This window comes from Amycolatopsis sp. NPDC003731 (assembly GCF_053586895.1).
The window spans coordinates 1-18,107 of the sequence record NZ_JBSFNC010000009.1 but is presented as its reverse complement, the minus strand read 5'-3'; the positions used below and the strand labels follow the sequence as shown (position 1 = coordinate 18,107).

Genomic DNA, 18,107 nt, shown 5'->3' with positions numbered 1-18,107 from the left:
GCGATGCAGGTCACTTCCCGGCCGAAGCGCAGCCCGCGAAGAGCTCCGGGTCGAATTCGCCGCCGAACCACGGCGACAGGCCGGCCCGTGCCGCGGCCAGGAAGTCCTCGCGGGACGCCTGGCCGATGCCGGCGGGCAGCACGCCGAGCAGCGGCGCCCCCGCCGCGACCGGCAGGTCTTCGAGGTTGGACAGCGCCGCCAGGTCCGGTTCGGCCGGCCAGGCGCCGATGATGACGCCGGCGACGGTCAGCCCGCGCTTGGTGGCCACCTCGGCGGTGAGCGCGGTGGCGTTCAGGGTCCCGAGGCCGGCTTCGGCCACGATGATCACCAGCGAGCCGAGCGACCAGGCGACGTCGGCGAGGCTCGCGCCGGTGCCGTCGAAGCGCACCAGCAGTCCGCCGGCGCCCTCGATGAGGGTGAGGTCGTGCGCGGTGTCGAGGTCGGACGCGGCCTGGGCGATCTCACCGGGGTCGAGCGTGGGCAGGCCGCTGCGCCGGGCGGCGGCCTCCGGGGAGAGCGGATCCGGGTAGCGGCGCAGCTCGCGCGTGGTGACGTCCGGCCCGGCGAGGCGCCGGACGTCCTGGAGGTCTCCGGGCTCGTCGGGCCGCACCCCGGTCTGGGCCGGCTTCAGCACGGCCACCCGCTGTCCCCCGGCCGCCGCCAGGGCCGCGATCGCCGCCGTGGTGATCGTCTTGCCGACCCCGGTCCCGGTCCCCGTCATCACCAGCATGGTCACGGACCATCAACATAGTGACTTCGTGCCCGGTCGCGCACGCGGGCCGTGGTCAGCGGGTCGCCGCGAGCCGGGCCCGCGCGCTGCGGACCCGGCTCGGACTCGGGCAACGGCGGTCAGGCGCCCGGCACCGCCACCGGGGCCCCGGCCGGGCGGAACGTCCGCCCGGCCGCGTCGAACAGGTACACCTGGGCGTCGCCGACGTGGAAGTACATGCCGGTCAGCTGCAGCTTCCCGGCCGACTCCGCCGCCGCCACGGACGGGTACTCACGCAGGTGTTCCAGCTGCTGGAGCACGTTGTGCAGCGCCAGGCGGTCACCCTCGCGGTCCGGGACCCCGCCGTCCAGCGTGGCCGAGCCCAGCCGGTGCGCGCTCGGCTCCGCGTGGCGCAGCCAGGCCGACAGCGGCCCCGGCGGCGGACCGTCGGCCAGCGCCGCCATCGCACCGCAGGAGGAATGGCCGCAGACGACGATCTCCGCCACCCCGAGGACGCCCACCGCGTACTCGATCGACGCGTTCATCGACGCGTCGGCCTGCCCGGGCGGGACCAGGTTGCCGATGTTGCGGATGGTGAACAGGTCGCCCGGCCCGCTCGTCGTGATCAGGTTCGGCACGATCCGCGAGTCGCCGCAGGTGATGAACAGCGTGCGCGGCCGCTGGCCGTCGGCCAGGCCCGACAGCGTGTCGCGCAGCAGCGGGGCCGCGCGGCGGTGGAACTCCGTGGCGCCGCGGCGGGTCTGCTGGGCCGGGATCTCGACCCCTTCCGCCGCCTGCCACTCCGACCACGGTGCCAGCCAGCGCGGCACCGCCCGGCTCGCGGCGATCCGGGACCGCGTCGGGCGGCCCGCCTTGCCTTCGCCGAACCACGGGTGGCCGACCTCGTCGACCTCCACCGTGCCGCCGGCGCGCTCGTGCGCCGTCTGCCAGGTGTGCAGGCTTTCGAACGCCGCGTGGTCCAGGTAGTCGACGACCAGCTCCAGCCGGACGATGACCCCGGCCGGGACGGTCCCGAGCACCTTCGACAGCCGCGGCACCGACAGGAACGTCAGGACGCCTTCGACGACGACGCGCCAGTCGTCGCCTTCGCGCTCGACGTGAATGCCCGACCACACCGTGCGGCGCAGCATCAGCACCAGCGCCAGCCCGATGCCCGCCAGCACGCCGGTCAGCAGGTCGAACACCACGACCCCGCCGAGGGTGAGCAGGTAGACGGGCAGATCACCGTGGGCGAGCACGGTTTTCATGTGCCCGGGGTTGACCAGCTTCGCGCCGACGTGCACCAGCAGCCCGGCCAAGGCGGCCAGCGGGATGCTCTGGATCAGCCCGGCGAGCAGGACGACGAACAGCAGCACCCAGACGCCGTGCAGCACCGCCGACGCCCGGGACTTCGCCCCGGCGGTGACGTTGGTGGAGCTGCGGACGATGACGCCGGTGACGGGCAGGCCGCCCAGCGCTCCGGAGATCATGTTGGCCGTGCCCTGCCCGACCAGCTCGCGGTCGAGGTTGGCGCGCGGCCCGGTGTGCATCTTGTCGACCGCGACCGCCGAGAGCAGGCTCTCCACGCTGGCGATCAGCGCGATCGTGACGACGGCGAGAGCGAACCCGCCCCAGCCGCCGTCCGGCAGCTGCGGGACGAGGTGGATGTTCAGCAGGTCACCGGGCAGTTCGACGCGCGGGAGCGTCATCCCGAACCCGACGGACACCACGGTGGCCACCGCGATCGCGGCGAGCGGGCCCGGCACCTTGCGGACGGCTTCCGGCAGCTTCGGCCAGATCAGCAGCAGCCCGATGGTGATCAGGCCGACGATGGTGGCCGAGTCGTGGTGGGCGACGATCTGGGCGGGCAGCTCGGCGATGTTCTCGATCGCGGAGCTCTGGGCCTTGCCGCCGAGGATGACGTGCAGCTGGCCGAGCACGATCGTGACGCCGATGCCGGCCAGCATGCCGTGCACGATCGCCGGCGAGATGGCCAGCGCCGCACGCGCGATGCGGCTCAGCCCCAGCAGGATCTGGCACGCGCCGGCGGCGACGGTGATCGCGCAGGTGACGACCCACCCGAAGGTCTGGATGGTTTCGGCCATGACCACGGTCAGGCCGGCAGCAGGCCCGCTCACCTGCAGGGCCGAGCCGCCGAGCGCGCCGGCGACGATGCCACCGACGACGGCGGCGACCAGCCCGGCCGCGACCGGGGCGCCGGAAGCGAGGGCGATGCCGAGGGACAGGGGAACAGCTACGAGGAAGACGACCAGTGAGGCCGGCAGGTCGTGTCGGAGCACGGCGAGGGGTCTCATGATCGCCATGCAACCGGAAATCGAGTGAAATGTCCGCTATGCACCACCCGATCGAGTGAAGGATTGGCGATATTTCACCCTTTTGTCACAAATCGGACATTTCGTTAACGCGGCCGTAACAAGATCAACCTGTCGGGCGACAGTTGAATCCCGTACCACACAACGGTTTCACGTCGACCCGAGAGCGGGCACGGCGAAGGCCGCCTCCGGAGCACGGGGTGCCCGGAAGCGGCCTTCGCGGTCAGTGCTCCAGTGCCCCCGCCGGGACGAACCCGCGGGCGGCATCGTCCAAAAGGGACACTTGCGCGGCGCCGACGTCGAAGTACATCCCGGTCAGCCGCAGCGCGCCGCGCTCCAGGGCGGCCGCGACCACCGGGTAGCCACGCAGGGTTTCCAGCTGCTGCACGACGTTCTGCAGCGCCAGCTGGTCGGCCTCGGCCGCCGGCCGTTCGCCGCCGAGCAGGAGCGGTGCCTCGCGGCTGCGGCGCCGGAGCGTCGCCTGACCGTGGCGCAGCCAGCTGCCGAGCTGGTCGAGGCCGTCCGGGGCCCGGCCGAGCAGCGCCTTCATCGCGCCGCAGGAGGAATGCCCGCAGACCACGATCTCGGCGACCTCCAGGACGCCGACGGCGTACTCGATCGCCGCGCCGACCGACGAGTCGGTGCCGTCGGCCGGCGGCACCAGGTTGCCGATGTTCCGCACGGTGAACAGGTCGCCCGGCCCGCTGGTGGTGATCAGGTTGGGCACGATCCGCGCGTCGCCGCAGGTGATGAACAGCGTGTGCGGCTGCTGGCCGTGCGCCAGGCCGTCCCACGTCTCGCGCAGCAGGGGCGCGGTGCGGCGCTGGAACTCCGAGGCGCCGCGGCACAGCAGGGAGCTGGCCGTGCGCTGGGCGGGCAGCACCACGTGCTCGGCCTGCCACTGCGACCACGGCGCCAGCCACCGCGGCACGACCCGCGCGGCGACGCTGCGGCGCACGGTCGGCTCCCCCGCGCGGCCGCGCTCGAACCACGGGTGCCCGATCTCGTCGACGGTGACCCGCCCCGGGTGGGCCTGCTGCCAGCCGCGCAGGCAGTCGAACGCGGCGTGGTCGAGGTAGTCGACGAGCAGTTCGAGGGTGACGTCGGCGTGCGGGGGCAGCTCGGCGAGCACGCGGGTCAGCCGGGGCACGGACAGGAAGGTCAGCGCCCCTTCGATGACGACGCGGTGGCGCTCGCCGTCGGTTTCGACGTGGATGCCGGAGAAGATCATCCGCCGCAGCATCATCGCGAGCGCGAGCAGGATCCCCGCCGCGACCCCGGTGAGCAGGTTGACGGCCACCGCACCGGCCAGCGTCACGACGTACACCGGCAGGTCGCCGTGGCGGCGGACCTCCTTGAGCCCGTTGAGGTTCACGAGTTTCAAGCCGACGTAGACCAGCAGCGCGGCCAGCGCGGCGAGGGGGATCAGCCGCAGCACGCCGGTGAGCAGGAGGCAGGCGGCGAGGATCCAGACGCAGTGCAGGATCGACGACGCCCGGGTGCGCGCGCCGGCCTCGTAGTTGGTCATGCTGCGCACGATGACGCCGGTGACGGGGAACCCGCCGAGCGCGCCGGCGGCGACGTTCGCCGCGCCCTGCCCCACGAGTTCGCGGTCGAGGTCGGTGCGCGGGCCGCCGCGGAGCTTGTCCACCGAGACGGCGGACAGCAGGCTCTCCAGGCCGGCGATGAGCGCGATGGTGACCGCGGCGACGGCGAAGCCGCCCCAGCCGCCGTCCGGCAGCCGCGGCACGACGTGCAGCGCGGGCAGCCCGGCCGGGAGGTCGACGCGCGGCAGGGTCATCCCGGTCAAGACGGACAGGCCGGTGGCCAGCGTGACGGCGGCCAGCGGCGCGGGCACGCGGCGGACGGCCTTCGGCAGCCGCGGCCAGGCCAGCAGGACGCCGAGGGTGACGACGCCGATCAGCACGGCCTGGTCGTGGTGCGCGGCGACCTGTCCCGGCAGCGCCAGGACGTTGGCGAGCGCGGAACCCTGTGCCGAGCCGCCGAGGACGACGTGCAGCTGGCCGAGGACCAGCGTGACGCCGATGCCGGCGAGCAGGCCGTGCACGATCGCCGGCGAGACGGCGAGCGCGGCGCGGGCGGCCCGGGTGAGGCCGAAGAGGATCTGGAGCAGGCCCGCGGCGACGGTGATCGCGCAGGTGACGGGCCAGCCGTGGGTGGCGATCGTGTCGGCCAGCACCACGGTGAGGGCGGCGGAGGGGCCGCTGACCTGCAGCGGCGATCCGCCGAAGAGGCTCGCGACCAGCCCGCCGACGACGGCGGAGATCAGGCCGGAGAGCAGCGGCGCCCCGGCGGCGAAGGCCACGCCGAGGGACAGGGGGACGGCGACGAGGAAGACGACGATCGACGCGAGGACGTCGTGCCTGAGGTTCTCCAGGTGGGCGGAAGGCTTCGGGGGTCCGGTGTCGTGTTCGCCACGAACGATCTCGATCATGGGGGCAGGATCGCCGAAACCGCGCGAAAAGTCCGCTACGCAAGCATTTCTCGCGTTCGTCCGGGCACAGGACGGACCGGGTTCGGCGGCTGTTTCACACTTACCGTCTCGACCGTTCGCGTGGTTTCGATCTTGGTCTGCCACGCAGCGCGACGATGAGGGACCTTCGGGTCTCGGTGTGCCGGTGGTCACACCCGATGTGCTGAATTCAGGCCTTTTCGGCGACCGCGAGCATCGCCCGGGTGATCACGGCGAGGTCGTCGTCAGTCGAAACGTAGGGCGGCATGGCGTAGACGAGGTCCCGGAACGGCCGCAGCCAAGCCCCGTTCGCGGTGACGACGTCGGTGGCGACGGCCATGTCGACGGGGTGGTCGAGCTGCAGCACCCCGATCCCGCCCAGCACCCGCACGTCGGTGACGGCGGGCAGGTCGCGCGCCGGGGCGAGGCCGTCGAGCAGGGCCTTCTCGATCCGGGTGACGTCGCTGCGCCAGCGGCCGTCGGCGAGCAGGCCGAGGGAGGCGTTGGCGACGGCGGACGCGAGCGGGTTGCCCATGAAGGTGGGCCCGTGCGCGAGGACGGGCAGTTCGCCTTGCGCGATCCCGGCGGCGACTTCCGGGGTGCACAGGGCGGCGGCCATGCTCAGGTAGCCACCGGTGAGCGCCTTGCCGACGCACATGACGTCGGGCGTGACACCGGCGTGCTCGGCGGCGAACAGCGCACCGGTGCGGCCGAAGCCGGTCGCGATCTCGTCGAAGATGAGAAGGACGTCGTGCGCTTCGGTGATTTCCCGGAGGGCGCGCAGGTAGGCGGGGTGGTGGAACCGCATCCCGCCGGCCCCCTGCACGACGGGTTCGACGATCACCGCGGCGAGTTCGCCTTGGTACCGCTCGATCGCGGCGGCCAGGACGTCCACATAGGACGGATCGGGCGGGGTGTCGAAACCGGACGGTGGCGCGGGCACGAAGATCTGTTCGGGCAGGACGCCGCGCCAGAGCGAGTGCATGCCGCCTTCGGGGTCGCAGACGCTCATCGGCGTGAAGGTGTCGCCGTGGTAGCCGCCGCGCCAGGTGAGCAGCTTGTGCTTCCCGGTGCGGCCGCGGGAGCGCTGGTACTGCAGGCACATCTTGACGGCGACTTCGACGGAGACGGAACCGGAGTCGCAGAGGAAGACGTGCTCGAGCCCGTCGGGGCTGAGGTCGGCGAGGGTCTTGGCGAGGGTGATGGCGGGTTCGTGGGTGAGGCCGCCGAACATGACGTGGCTCATCCGCCCGGCCTGGGCGGCGAGGGCGGCGTCCAGCACGGGGTGCCGGTAGCCGTGGACGGCCGACCACCACGAGGACATGCCGTCGACCAGCTCGCGGCCGTCGGCGAGGGTGAGCCGGACGCCGCTCGCTTCGGTGACCAGCAGCGACGGCACCTTGGCCGGCATCGGCGCGTACGGGTGCCAGACGTGCTGGGCGTCCAGGGCGAGCAGGTCGGCGGAGTCCATTCGGCGACCCTACGACACTGGTCCGGCCGGATCTCGGCGCCTCGGTGGCGGTTGTTGTGCCCACCACCCCGAAGCTCGATCGTGACTACGGCCGGGATTCCGGGGCCCGGGCCTCCTCACAGGCGGACCGGCAGGGTCTCCAGTCCGTGGACCAGTGAGCTGGTGCGGTACAGCAGCTCGTCCGGCTTGGCGTCCAGGGCGATGTTCGGGAACCTGTCCAGCAAGCCACCCAACGCGATCTCGGCCTCCAAGCGGGCCAGCGGTGCCCCGACGCAGTAGTGAATTCCGTGGCCGAACGCCAAGTGGCCGCCCGCCGCTCGGGTGATGTCCAGCTTGTCCGGCTCCGGGTACCGCTCCGCGTCGCGGTTCGCGCCCAGCAAGGACACCAGCACGAACTCGCCCTCCGGGATCGTCACCCCGGCCACCTCCACCGGCTCCGCCGTGAACCTCAGCGTGGCCAGGTGGATCGGGCCGTCGAAGCGCAGGAACTCCTCCACCGCTCCCGGCAGCAGCTCCGGCTCCGCGCGCAGGCGGGCCAGCTGCTCCGGCTCGCGCAGCAACGCCAGCACGCCGTTCGCGATCAGGTTGACCGTTGTCTCGTGGCCCGCCACCAGCAGCAGGAAGGCCATCGACACCAGCTCGGGCTCGGACAGCGAATCGCCGTCGTCGCTGGCGTGGACCAGGTCCGACAGCAGGTCCTCGGCCGGCTCGGCGCGCTTCTGGGCGATCAGGTCCGTCAAGTACCCGAACATGCTCGCCGCCGCGGCCTGGACCTGTTGCGGGTGCACCGCCGCGCCCAGCAGGGTCTTGGACCAGCCCGAAAACTCCGAGCGGTCCTCCTCGCGCACGCCCAGCAGCTCGCAGATCACCGTGATCGGCAGCGGCGCGGCGAACGACGCCACCAGGTCCGCCCGCTCCTGCCCGGCCAGCGCGTCGAGCAGCTCCGCGGTGATCTCCTCCACCCGCGGCCGCAGCCGGGCCACCGTGCGCGCGGTGAACGCCTTGTTCACCAGCTTCCTCAGCCGGGTGTGGTCCGGCGGGTCCGAGTTCAGCATGTGCCAGTTCAGGTCCTGCCCCAGCCCGTTCAGCAGGGCCTCCGGCGGCAGCTTGGCTTCGGACACCCGGCGGATGCCCTGGCTGTTCTTCTGCAGCCGTGGATCGGCCAGCAGCGCCCGCGCCTCCGCGAACCCGGTGACCAGGTAGCACGGCAGCCCCCGCGGTGGCAGCCGCACGTGGCGCACCGGGCCGCCCCCGCGCAGCAGCTCCGAGAACACGTGCGCGTCCTGGGCGAAGTCCTGCGGCACCTCGAGGATCTCGTCGCTCGTCATGTCAGCCCCCATGCTCCACGGCGTCAGCGTTCGGCGAGTGCCGTCACGACGCGCTCGGTCACGTCCTGCCAGTATGCCCGCTGTTCCTCGCGCTCTTCCGCGCCCGCAAGCCATTCCTGGTGGAATCGCAGCGTCGTCTTCGCCCCCGAGCCGCTCAGCCGCACCTGCACGGTCGAGTCGTGGTCCCAGTCGCTCGGCCGCCACGTCAGCCGCACCCGGTCGCCGTCGACGAAGCTGCGGATCTCGCCCACCGTGCCGTTCGCCGTTTCGTACTCCGCGCCCGCTTCCGTGGGCAGCTCGACCCCCGGGCCGAGCCAGATCGCGACCCCGTCCCGGCTGACCAGGAAGTCCCACACCGCCCCGGCCGGGTACGGCAGGGTGCGCGAAACGCCGATGTTCCACCCGGCACCGGCCGTCTTCCCCACTGAAGAAGTCATGACCTCATCCTCGCACCGGGGTACGACAAAACCGGCGGGCGGCCCGGGTGGAGGATGGGAACCCGTGCGCTATCGCCCGATCTCCCCCGCCGTCCTCGCCGCCGAACTCACCGATCGCATCGACGCGCTCGCCGGGCCGCGGCTCGCGGTGGCCGTCGACGGCGCGGCGGGCGCGACCGGGACCGCGGACCTCGCCGACGCCCTGGTCGATCCGCTGCGCCTGCGCGGCCGCGCGACCCTGCGCGTGTCGGCGCGCGACTTCCTGCGGCCCGCGTCCCTGCGCTTCGAACACGGCCGCACGAACCCCGACGCCCGCTACACCGACTGGCTCGACCTCGGCGCGCTCCGCCGCGAAGTCCTGGAGCCGCTGAAGGGGTCCGGCGAGGTCCTGCCGTCGCTGTGGGACGCCGAACGCGACCGCGCGACCCGCGCCGAACGGGTGCCGCTGCCCGAAGGCGCCGTCGTGCTCCTCGACGGCGAACTGCTGCTCGGCGCCGGGCTGGCCTTCGACCTGGCCGTGCACCTGTGGCTCTCCCCCGCCGCCCTGCGCCGCCGCGTGCCGGACGCCTGGGCCGTCCCGGCCTACGAACGCTACGAGGAAGAAGTGGACCCGGGTTCGCTCGCCGACGTCGTCGTGCGCGTCGACGATCCCCGGCACCCGGCGCTCTACACGCCTTAGCGGACCACGGCCACCGGATCGCCGTCCAGCAGGCCGGACAGCCGCCGCGCCATGACGTCCCAGCGCCAGTTCGCCGTCACCCACTCGCGGCCGGCCTGGCCCATCCGGCGCGCCCGCACCGGGTCGGCCAGGAGGCTGGCCAGGGTCTCGCTCAGCTGCACGACGTCCCGGCCCTCCACGACGTGCCCGGTGACCTCGTCGAGCACCGCCTCGGGCGCCCCGCCGGAGTTGCCCGCCACCACCGGCAGCCCGGTCGCCGAGGCCTCCAGGTAGACGATGCCGAGCCCTTCGACGTCGAGGCCCTTGCCGCGGGTGCGCGCCGGCATCGCGAAGACGTCACCCGCCGCGTAGTGCGCGGGCAGCTCGGCCCACGGCACCGACCCCGTGAGAACGACGTCGCGCTCCAGGCCCAGCCCGGTGACCAGTTCCGTGAGCTTCTTGCGGTACGGGCCGCCGCCGACGATCAGCAGCGCCGCGTCCGGGACGCGCTCGCGGATCGACGGCAGCGCGCGGATCAGCTGGTCCTGGCCCTTGCGCGGGACCAGCCGCGACACGCAGACGACGGTCGGCCGGTCGCCGAGGCCGTGCCGGGCCCGGATTTCCGCGCGCCCGGCCGGATCCGGCCGGTACACCTCGGTGTCCACCCCGGACGGCAGCAGCTCCAGCCCGGCCATCGCGCCGAACGCCGCGGCGAAGCGGCCGCGGGTGTACCGGCTGACGTAGGTGACGACGTCGGCGGTGTCGCCGATGCGCCGCAGCGCCTGCCGCGAAGCCGGGAGCATGGACCAGCCGACCTCGTGGCCGTGCGTCGACGCGACGACGCGGCGCGCTCCGGCCCGGCGCAGCGGGTGCCCCAGCAGCGCGAGCGGCGCGGCGGCGCCGAACCAGACGGCTTCGCAGTCCCGCGCCCGCATGATCTGCTTCGCCCGGCGGAGCACGTCCGGCGTCGGCAGCATCAGCGACGTCGGGTGCCGGACGACCTCGAACGGCGCTTCGGCGTCGAACTCCTCGTGCGACCCCGTGCGCGACTCCCACGACGGCGCGTAGACGACCAGGTCGTCCGCCGGCAGCCGGGTGGCGAGGGAATTCAGGTAGTTCTGGATCCCCCCGGGCCGCGGCGGGAAGTCGTTGGTCACGAGCAGGGTCTTGAGCACGCCCCAGAGGCTAACGGCGAAGGGGCGGCACCGCGTGTGCGGTACCGCCCCTCCGGGGTGCTGCTTCGAGGGTCACGCCGTCGGGCGGCGCGCTCCCGAGTACTGGCTCTGCAGCGGCGAGATCTTCACGACGTCACCGGTGTCGGGCGCGTGCACCATCTGGTTGTTGCCGATGTACATGCCGACGTGCGAAACGGGCGAGTAGAAGAACACGAGGTCGCCCGGCTGGAGCTGGTCCCGCGGCACCGCGGTGCCGAAGGTCGACTGCTCGCGGCTGGTCCGCGGGATGGTCAGCCCGGCCTGCTTGTACGCCCACGACGTGAGGCCGGAGCAGTCGAAGTTGGTCGGGCCGGTGGCGCCGTAGACGTAGGCGCTGCCGAGCTTGCTCAGCGCGGCGTCCACGGCCGCCTGCGCGGCGGCGGTGGGGGCCTTGATGTTGCTGGGCGGCGTCCCGCCGCGGTCCTTCTGCGCGGCCTTGTCCGAGGCGCTGAGGTTCTTGTTGGCCGCCTTCAGCTGATCGATCTGGTCGTTCAGCGTCTTCTGCTTGGCCTTGATGTCCTCGGTCAGCTTGGCCGCGGCGTCCCGCGCGTCCTGCGCGCGCTTGGCGGCGTCGCTCGCCTTGGCGGCCGCGTCGGTGGCCTGCTGGACGGCGCCGGTGAGGTTGCCCATCGCGGCGTTCTTGCCGGTCGCGATGACCTCGAGCGCCGAGGAGCGGTCCAGGAAGTCCTGCGTGGACGTGCCCGCCAGCAGCGCCGACAGCTTGTTCAGCTGGACACCGCTGGTGAACGACGCACCGGCGAACTTGTCGACCTCGGTCTGGTACTTCTTCTGGCTCTCGGACGCCTTGGTGGCCTGTTCCTTGGCCGCGTTGACGTCGCCGGTGGCCTTGTCGAGCTCGCCCTGCTTCTTCTTCAGGTCGTCCTGGGCGGACAGCAGGTCTTCGTTGAGCTTCTCGGCCTGGGCCGCGAGGTCGCGGTACTGCGCGAGCGCGTCGGAGCCGGTGGGCGGGGTCTGGAGAACGGGGACGGGGGCGGCGGTGGCCGTCGGCTGGGCCACGGTGACGAGGGTGATCACCGAGGCCGCGGCGAGCGCACCTGAAACCACGCGCCTGAGGGAATGCGACTGCACGGTCGCGCGGGTCTCCTTTGGTCTCGGCCGCCGACGGGGACCGGGGCACGAAGAGGTCGGGGTGTTCCTCTTCACCGCTGTCCCACCCACCACGCACCCGGGCCGTGCGCTTTTGCCATGCACGAGCCGCAACAGGTGAAGCACGCGGTGGTGGTTCCGGTTCCCAGCTTCCCGACAAAGCTGCGTCCGGCGGCGATCCCGTGTCGCCGCCTCCACAGACGGCCGGGGGCCACGAGATCTCGGACAGGTTACGAAAAGACCGCCACCACGTCCACCACCTCTCCGCCAAAAACTGTGCGTGACGCCGCTGAACACCATCGGACCAGGGCGGGAGGAAACATGTGATGGGCGTTACACGCTGGGGTTTCTGCGGAGGGCTTTCCGACTACCGACCGTTCACCGATTCAATCGACCATTCGGCGCGCCGTCACGAAACGGTGGAAATCAGGCGGTGCGCCGGATCGGTTCCTCCACCAGCCGCAGGTGTGGCACCATCCCGGCCTCGGCCAGGGCGTCGATCGCGCGCCGCTCGTCGGCGTCCCACTCCACCGCGGGTGGCGCGCCGAGCAGCACGCTCACGACGCAGTCGTGGCACGAGATGCCGCGCACCACGCAGCGGTCGCAGTCGACCACCAGGTTCTCGATGTCCGAAACGGCGATGTGCGAGACGTCCACTTCGGACAGCTCCGGCTGGTCGCTCATGTGGTCCTCCTCACGTCGGAACTGACTGAGGACGACGGTAGGCGCCACCACCGACAATTTCTGTGTCGTGCCGGGGCTTCGCCCCGGGCCGGGGGCTTCGCCACCCGGAACCCCCAGGGTGTGGTCAAACCCTCGACAGGCGGCTGACCAGCACCGATGACGGCGTCGGATGGGCGCCGCGACCCCGCACGGAGTCGGCGACCGCCCGGTCGGACGTCGCGACGACCATCGGCCGCCCCGCGGGCTCGGCCGCGACGAGGTTGCGGATGACGTCGTCGGCCAGCACCCCGCGGTCGGAGAACAGCACCCGCACCCCGCGGGGCACCGAGGCGGGGACCGACAGCACGCCGGCGCCGTCGAACACCACGGTGACCTCGGCGGACGTGCGCGCGGCCAGCGCGGACAGCTGGTGGATCAGCCGGTCGCGCTGGTCGGCGAGGGCGAGTTCCGGGTAGCCGGTCTTGGTGACGTTGTAGCCGTCGACGATCAGGTGCACGTTGGGCAGCGCGAGGTAGCGGTCCAGGGTGGACACGTCGGCGATCTTGCCGCCCTGGCCGGTGCCGGTGCTGGCGCCGCGGACCATGTCCGCCGGGCGGGCGCCGCGCGCGCCGAGGGCGAGCTCGCGGCGGAGGCCGGTGACGGCACCGTCGATGGTGTCGATGAGCAGCGCGAGCCGCACCTCGTCGGCCTGCCGGGCTTCGCGCGCGGACTGGCGGGCGATCTCGGCGTCGGCGACCGCGCGTTCGGCACGGGCGCGTTCCCCGGCGACCCGCTGGCGTTCGCGCTCGAGCTGCGTGGTGAGGGCGGCGATCTCGTCGTTGCGGGCGGCGGAACCGCGCTCGGCGTCCGCGGACGCCGCTTCGGCCGCGTCCCTGGCCTGGCGCAGCTGGACGCCTTGCTCGCGAAGGCGCTTCAGGAGCTTCTCGACTTCGCCTTCGCGCTCGCCGCGGGCGTTTTCGGCGGCTTGTTTCGCTTCGGCGAGCTCGGCGCGGACCTGGGCGAGCTCGGCCTCCAGCCGCTGGCTGCGGGCGAGCGCGGCGTCGCGTTCGGCGCGCAGGGCGTTTTCCTCGGCGTTCCGGGCGACCAGCCGGACGCGCCCGGTCGCCCCGGACTCGCCGAGCAGGACGGCCGCGGCCGCGGCGGCGACGGACTCGGCGGCGTTCGGGTCGAGCGCGTCGGTGCGGTGCTCGCGCAGCCACTCGATGACGGCGGTCCGGAACTGGGACGAGTCGGCGAGGGCCGCGAGCAGGGCGGCGCCGCCGAGCTTGGCGCGCTTGGCCGGCGCGAACTTCGCGACCGGCCGCAGCTGGCGGGGCACGTCGGTGGCGGGCAGCTTGGCGACGGCGGCCGCGGCGAGCTCGGCGATGCGGTCGCGCACCGGTTCGGGCAGCGCCGGCCAGGTCGCGGGATCGGGGTGTCCGGCCTGGTCAGCGGGCTCTTCGGCCGCCTCGGGGCGCGACGCGACACCCGAGGGACCGACGGGGTCCCCGGGCGGCTCCGGCACGAGCGGCTGCGGGTGCATTGGTCCAGGGTAGGCCCCGCCTCCGCATCCCGCGCCGCGCACCACACGGACCGGCGGCGCGCGGAAACTGTCGGTGGTCGCCCTTAAAGTCCGGCCTATGCGTTCGGTCCAGGCTCAGCTCGCGTTCGACGAGCTCGGAACTCCCTTGCGGGACACCACCTTCGTCGTCTTCGACCTCGAAACGACGGGGGCGCCGCCGGGGCCGTCGGGGATCACCGAGATCGGCGCGGTGAAGGTGCGCGGGGGTGAGGTGCTGGGCGAATTCGCCACGCTGGTGAACCCGGGCACACCGATCCCGCCCCAGATCGTCTCACTGACCGGGATCACGCAGGCCATGGTCTACGACGCGCCGCCGATCGAGGAGGTGCTGCCGGCGTTCCTGGAGTTCATCGGGGGCGCGGTGCTGGTGGCGCACAACTCCGGCTTCGACACGTCCCACATGCGGGCGGCGTGCGAGGGGCACGGGTACGTGTGGCCGAAGCTGACGGTGGTGTGCACGGTCCGGCTGGCCCGGCGGGTGGTGCCGCGGGACGAGGTCGGGCGGTACAACCTGACGGCGCTGGCGCTGCTGTTCGGGGCGAGGACCCGCCCGACCCACCGCGCGCTGGACGACGCGCGGGCGACGGTCGACGTCCTGCACGGGCTGCTGGAACGGGTCGGCAACCTGGGCGTCCACTCGCTCGAGGAGCTGATGGGGTACCTGCCGGAGGTGACCGTCGCCCAGCGGGCGAAGCGGCACCTGGCGGCGGACCTGCCGTCGGCCCCGGGCGTCTACCTGTTCAAGGGGCCGAAGGAGGAGGTCCTGTACGTCGGCACGGCGAAGGACCTGCGGCGGCGGGTGCGGTCGTACTTCACGGGCTCGGAGAACCGCAGCCGGATCCGGGAGATGGTCGCGCTGGCCGAGCGCGTCGACCACGTGGTGTGCGCGCACGCGCTGGAGGCGGAGGTGCGCGAGCTCAGGCTGATCGCGGCGCACCGGCCCGCGTACAACCGCCGGTCGAAGAACCGGCACCAGGGCTGGTGGATCGGCTTGACGGAGGAGGCGTTCCCGAGGCTGTCGGTGGTCCGCCTGCCACGGCCGGGGGTACTGGGCCCGTTCCGCAACCAAGCGGACGCCCGCACCACGGCGGACACGCTGGCCGGGGCGTCGGGGCTGCGGACGTGCACGCAGCGGATCTCGCCGCGGTCGGCGAACGGGACCCCGTGCGTGCTGGCGGAGCTGGGCCGCTGCGGGGCACCGTGCGCCGGCCGCCAGAGCGTGGAGGCGTACGGCCCGGCGGTCGAGTCGGTATCGGGCCTGATCGCGGGCGTGGACGGAGGCCCCCTGCACACGGCGGCGGCCCACGTGGAGCGCCTGGCGGCGGGCCAGCACTACGAGCAGGCGGCCCGCCACCGCGACGAGCTGGCAGGGCTGATCCGCGCGCTCGGCCGGGCACACAGGCAGGCATCGCTGGCCTCGATCGGCGAGCTGATCGCGGCGGCCCCGGACGGCGGCCGAGGCTGGGAGCTGACGGTGATCCGCTACGGCCGCCTGGCCTCGGCGGGCGTGGCGCGGCGCGGCGTGCCACCGATGCCGGTGGTGGAGGCGCTGGTGGCATCGGCGGAGACGGTCCTGCCGGAGCCGGGGCCGTTGCACGGAGCACCGCCGGAGGAGGTGGGCGTGCTGCTGCGGTGGCTGGCGCGCCCGGGCGTCCGGCTGGTGCGGACGACCCGCCCGTGGGCGGAGCCGGCGGCGGTCGCGGGGTGGCGCGGGTGGCTGGATCTGGTCGCGGACGCGCACTCGCTGGAACACATCCACTGACCGGGCCGGGCGGGAATCGGCCCGCGTGACCGGGGTCGACACACGTGATTGAGGGGTCGACACACGTGATTGAAGGGTCGACACACGTGATTGAAGGGTCGACACACGTGATTGAAGGGTCGACACGTGATTGAGGGGTCGACACACGTGATCGGGAGGTCGACACGCGTGACTGAAGGGTCGACACGCAGGCGAGGGGCCGGCCGGGTGGGTCAGGCGGCTGAGGCGTTGAGCGCGTCCAGGAGCCATGTGTGGGCGAGGCCCATCGAGACCTCGCCCGTGACCTCCCCGGCCAGGTGCCAGTACCGGCGCAGGCGCGGGTGGCGGTCCGGGGCCGTGCGGTGGTTCAGGGACCGGCGGAATGCCGGGCTGTCCGCCTCCCCCACCGCCGCCGCGTGGGCCGCCACGAAACGGTCCAGCTCCGGTCCCGGTGCCGGCCCGGCCCCCGCCGCCAACAAGGCCCTCGCCGCGACGCACGCCTCCCCCACCTCGGCGTGCAACGCCCCCAGGTCCGCGATCCGGTCGTGGCCCGCCAACGTGCTCTCCGCCAGTGAGGACGCCAACCGGACGTCCGCCGCCAGCACCACCAGCGAGGCGTACGCCACCACCTGGGCCGTCGAGGGCTCCGATGGCGGCTCCGGGGCGCTCATCTCCAAGAACATCCGGGCCGTGGCCGGGGGAATCGGGCCCGTTGTCATCGGGCGCCACAGGCGGATCAGCGTCTCGCGCGCCGCGTAGCCGTCCTGGACCGCCGACAGGAGCTCCAGCCGGGCCGTGCGGTCGGCTGGGGCCGCCTCCGCGACCGCGCGGAGCACCGAACGCCGCCAGCTCAGCGTGGCCAGCTCGCGGTCGAGGGCCGACCTCTCGGCCGCCACCGCCTCGTCGAGGGACCTGCGGCCGGCCAGGACGTCCGTGATCGGGCGCAGGCCCAGCCCGAGCCCGCGCAGCCGGCGCACCAGCGTCAGCCGGTCGATCGCCGCGCTGTCGAACCGGCGGTGGCCGCCCGCGCTGCGGACCGGCTCCAGCACGCCCTCGTCGCAGTAGAACCGGATCGTGCGGACCGGCACGCCCGTCCGGTGCGCCAGCTCGCCGATGCCGAGTGTGTCTCCGGTCACCTTCCGTCGAACCTCCAGCCGGGTGGAATTCCTACGGTACGGCCATGGACAACGCCAGACTCGCCGCAGGGCTCCACCACCACACCGCCGGGTTCGCCGACGCCGTCGCGAACGCCGATCCGGACCGGACCGTGCCCACCTGCCCGGAGTGGCCGCTGCGGGTGCTCGTCGGCCACATCGGCCAGGCCCACCGCTGGGCCGCCGGCATCGTCCGGGACGGCCCGGCGCCGGTTCCCGACCCCTTCGACGCCGACCCCGGCTCCCCGGACAAGTGGTCCGCCTGGCTGCACCAAGGCGCCGAGGACCTCGAAGACGCCGTCCAGGCCGCCGGGGACACTCCGGTGTGGACCTTCTTCGGCCCGCAGCCGGCCCGGTTCTGGCTGCGCCGGATGCTGCACGACACCACCGTCCACCACGCCGACGCGGCCCTGGCCGCCGGCCAGGGCTTCACCGTGGCCCCGGACCTCGCCGCCGACGCGATCAGCGAGTGGCTGGACGTGCTGTCCGACCCCGTCACGGCGAGCCTCAACCCGGCCTTCGCCGAGCTCCGCGGCACCGGCCAGACCCTCCACGTCGACCCCGGCGACGGCCCCGGCTGGCTGATCACCCGCACCCCTGAAGGCGTCCGGTGGGCCCGGGACAGCCAACCCGCGGACGTCACGCTGACCGGCCCGGTCACCGACCTCCTGCTCGTGCTCTACCGCCGCCTGCCCCTGGACCGCGTCACCGTCACCGGCGATGAAGCACTCGCCGCGCACTGGCTGGCCCACGCCGCGGCGTAGCTAGGATCGCGAGCGACACCCGCAGACGAGTCTTGGAGGACCCAGGTGATCACCGCGATCGTGTTGATCCAGGCAGAGGCGGACGCGATCCCGGACGCGGCGCAGGCGATCGCCGACATCGAGGGTGTCGGCGAGGTCTACTCGTGCGCCGGGGACGTCGACCTCATCGCCACCGTGCAGGTGTCCACGCACGAAGGGCTGGCCGACCTGATCCCCGGCAAGATCGGGAAGGTGCCCGGCGTGCTGAGCACCGTCACGCACATCGCGTTCCGCTCCTACAGCCGCGCCGACACCGAATCGGCCTTCTCGATCGGCGTGGAGGACTAACGCCCCAATGTGGCGTTCGGTGCGTCCAACGCACCCAACGCCACATTGGGGCGTAGACGCTCACGCCGCTGCCGCAGCCGGTGGTGACCAGCGCGAGCGTCACGACCGCGGCGAGTTTGACGAGGGATTTCATTTCGGCTCCGCGA

At 73.0% G+C, this 18,107-nt stretch carries 15 protein-coding genes; 4 read left to right on the top strand and 11 right to left on the bottom strand.

All coding sequences use genetic code 11. From position 1 onward, the window contains the following. Nucleotides 1-10: 10 nt before the first annotated feature. From bioD to ACWDN5_RS05790, 6 genes are all read right to left on the bottom strand, one after another. On the bottom strand, nt 11-730 hold the full coding sequence (gene bioD, locus ACWDN5_RS05815) for a dethiobiotin synthase (RefSeq protein WP_310977207.1): 720 nt from the start codon (nt 728-730) through the stop codon (nt 11-13). Nucleotides 731-849: 119 nt separating this feature from the next. Continuing rightward, complete coding sequence (locus ACWDN5_RS05810) at nt 850-3,033, bottom strand: SulP family inorganic anion transporter (RefSeq protein WP_449674837.1); 2,184 nt, start codon at nt 3,031-3,033, stop codon at nt 850-852. A 232-nt stretch (nt 3,034-3,265) separates the two neighbouring features. Further along, nucleotides 3,266-5,497, bottom strand: coding sequence for a bifunctional SulP family inorganic anion transporter/carbonic anhydrase (locus tag ACWDN5_RS05805; protein ID WP_449674835.1), 2,232 nt, complete (start codon nt 5,495-5,497; stop codon nt 3,266-3,268). Nucleotides 5,498-5,705: 208 nt separating this feature from the next. Next, on the bottom strand, nt 5,706-6,986 hold the full coding sequence (locus tag ACWDN5_RS05800; protein WP_449674833.1) for an adenosylmethionine--8-amino-7-oxononanoate transaminase: 1,281 nt from the start codon (nt 6,984-6,986) through the stop codon (nt 5,706-5,708). A 116-nt stretch (nt 6,987-7,102) separates the two neighbouring features. Continuing rightward, the gene (locus ACWDN5_RS05795; RefSeq protein ID WP_310977152.1) at nt 7,103-8,314 is read right to left on the bottom strand and encodes a cytochrome P450 family protein; all 1,212 of its coding nucleotides are present in this window, start codon (nt 8,312-8,314) and stop codon (nt 7,103-7,105) included. 23 nt (nt 8,315-8,337) lie between these two features. Then, complete coding sequence (locus ACWDN5_RS05790; protein WP_449674830.1) at nt 8,338-8,751, bottom strand: SRPBCC family protein; 414 nt, start codon at nt 8,749-8,751, stop codon at nt 8,338-8,340. Nucleotides 8,752-8,815: 64 nt separating this feature from the next. On the opposite strand from ACWDN5_RS05790, the gene ACWDN5_RS05785 reads away from it, so the two are divergent. Next, nucleotides 8,816-9,430 carry a nucleoside/nucleotide kinase family protein gene (locus ACWDN5_RS05785; protein WP_310977150.1) on the top strand — a complete coding sequence of 205 codons (615 nt, stop codon included), beginning with the start codon at nt 8,816-8,818 and terminating at the stop codon, nt 9,428-9,430. Here the strand turns inward: ACWDN5_RS05785 and ACWDN5_RS05780 are convergent. From ACWDN5_RS05780 to ACWDN5_RS05765, 4 genes are all read right to left on the bottom strand, one after another. Continuing rightward, nucleotides 9,427-10,584 carry a glycosyltransferase family 4 protein gene (locus tag ACWDN5_RS05780; protein ID WP_449674829.1) on the bottom strand — a complete coding sequence of 386 codons (1,158 nt, stop codon included), beginning with the start codon at nt 10,582-10,584 and terminating at the stop codon, nt 9,427-9,429. The two genes, ACWDN5_RS05785 and ACWDN5_RS05780, sit on opposite strands and share 4 nt — an antisense overlap. A gap of 72 nt (nt 10,585-10,656) precedes the next feature. Next, entirely contained in the window at nt 10,657-11,712 is a 1,056-nt protein-coding gene (locus ACWDN5_RS05775; protein ID WP_310977148.1) for a C40 family peptidase, read from the bottom strand. Between the two features lie 444 nt (nt 11,713-12,156). After that, the gene (locus ACWDN5_RS05770) at nt 12,157-12,414 is read right to left on the bottom strand and encodes a hypothetical protein (RefSeq protein WP_449674826.1); all 258 of its coding nucleotides are present in this window, start codon (nt 12,412-12,414) and stop codon (nt 12,157-12,159) included. A 124-nt stretch (nt 12,415-12,538) separates the two neighbouring features. Next, nucleotides 12,539-13,936, bottom strand: coding sequence for an NYN domain-containing protein (locus ACWDN5_RS05765; protein WP_310977146.1), 1,398 nt, complete (start codon nt 13,934-13,936; stop codon nt 12,539-12,541). 97 nt (nt 13,937-14,033) lie between these two features. Here ACWDN5_RS05765 and ACWDN5_RS05760 point away from each other — a divergent pair, with 97 nt between their 5' ends. Beyond that, entirely contained in the window at nt 14,034-15,737 is a 1,704-nt protein-coding gene (locus ACWDN5_RS05760) for a DEDD exonuclease domain-containing protein (protein WP_449674824.1), read from the top strand. Between the two features lie 212 nt (nt 15,738-15,949). Here the strand turns inward: ACWDN5_RS05760 and ACWDN5_RS05755 are convergent, their stop codons facing one another. Beyond that, a complete protein-coding gene (locus ACWDN5_RS05755) occupies nt 15,950-16,852 on the bottom strand; it encodes a MerR family transcriptional regulator (protein ID WP_449674822.1) in 903 nt (300 codons plus the stop codon). Nucleotides 16,853-16,896: 44 nt separating this feature from the next. Between ACWDN5_RS05755 and ACWDN5_RS05750 the strand changes: the two genes are divergently transcribed. Beyond that, on the top strand, nt 16,897-17,634 hold the full coding sequence (locus ACWDN5_RS05750) for a maleylpyruvate isomerase family mycothiol-dependent enzyme (protein WP_449674820.1): 738 nt from the start codon (nt 16,897-16,899) through the stop codon (nt 17,632-17,634). Between the two features lie 45 nt (nt 17,635-17,679). Continuing rightward, a complete protein-coding gene (locus ACWDN5_RS05745) occupies nt 17,680-17,961 on the top strand; it encodes an Lrp/AsnC family transcriptional regulator (protein WP_310977142.1) in 282 nt (93 codons plus the stop codon). The last annotated feature ends 146 nt before the right edge of the window (nt 17,962-18,107 follow it).

What these genes read in the sequence shown, in the direction of transcription:
- ACWDN5_RS05790 (WP_449674830.1), bottom strand. Translation starts at nt 8,751, where the DNA reads ATGACTTCTTCAGTGGGGAAGACGGCCGGTGCCGGGTGGAACATCGGC.
- ACWDN5_RS05770 (WP_449674826.1), bottom strand. Translation starts at nt 12,414, where the DNA reads ATGAGCGACCAGCCGGAGCTGTCCGAAGTGGACGTCTCGCACATCGCC.
- bioD (WP_310977207.1), bottom strand. Translation starts at nt 730, where the DNA reads ATGCTGGTGATGACGGGGACCGGGACCGGGGTCGGCAAGACGATCACC.
- ACWDN5_RS05810 (WP_449674837.1), bottom strand. Translation starts at nt 3,033, where the DNA reads ATGGCGATCATGAGACCCCTCGCCGTGCTCCGACACGACCTGCCGGCC.
- ACWDN5_RS05800 (WP_449674833.1), bottom strand. Translation starts at nt 6,986, where the DNA reads ATGGACTCCGCCGACCTGCTCGCCCTGGACGCCCAGCACGTCTGGCAC.
- ACWDN5_RS05760 (WP_449674824.1), top strand. Translation starts at nt 14,034, where the DNA reads ATGCGTTCGGTCCAGGCTCAGCTCGCGTTCGACGAGCTCGGAACTCCC.
- ACWDN5_RS05750 (WP_449674820.1), top strand. Translation starts at nt 16,897, where the DNA reads ATGGACAACGCCAGACTCGCCGCAGGGCTCCACCACCACACCGCCGGG.
- ACWDN5_RS05805 (WP_449674835.1), bottom strand. Translation starts at nt 5,497, where the DNA reads ATGATCGAGATCGTTCGTGGCGAACACGACACCGGACCCCCGAAGCCT.
- ACWDN5_RS05765 (WP_310977146.1), bottom strand. Translation starts at nt 13,936, where the DNA reads ATGCACCCGCAGCCGCTCGTGCCGGAGCCGCCCGGGGACCCCGTCGGT.
- ACWDN5_RS05795 (WP_310977152.1), bottom strand. Translation starts at nt 8,314, where the DNA reads ATGACGAGCGACGAGATCCTCGAGGTGCCGCAGGACTTCGCCCAGGAC.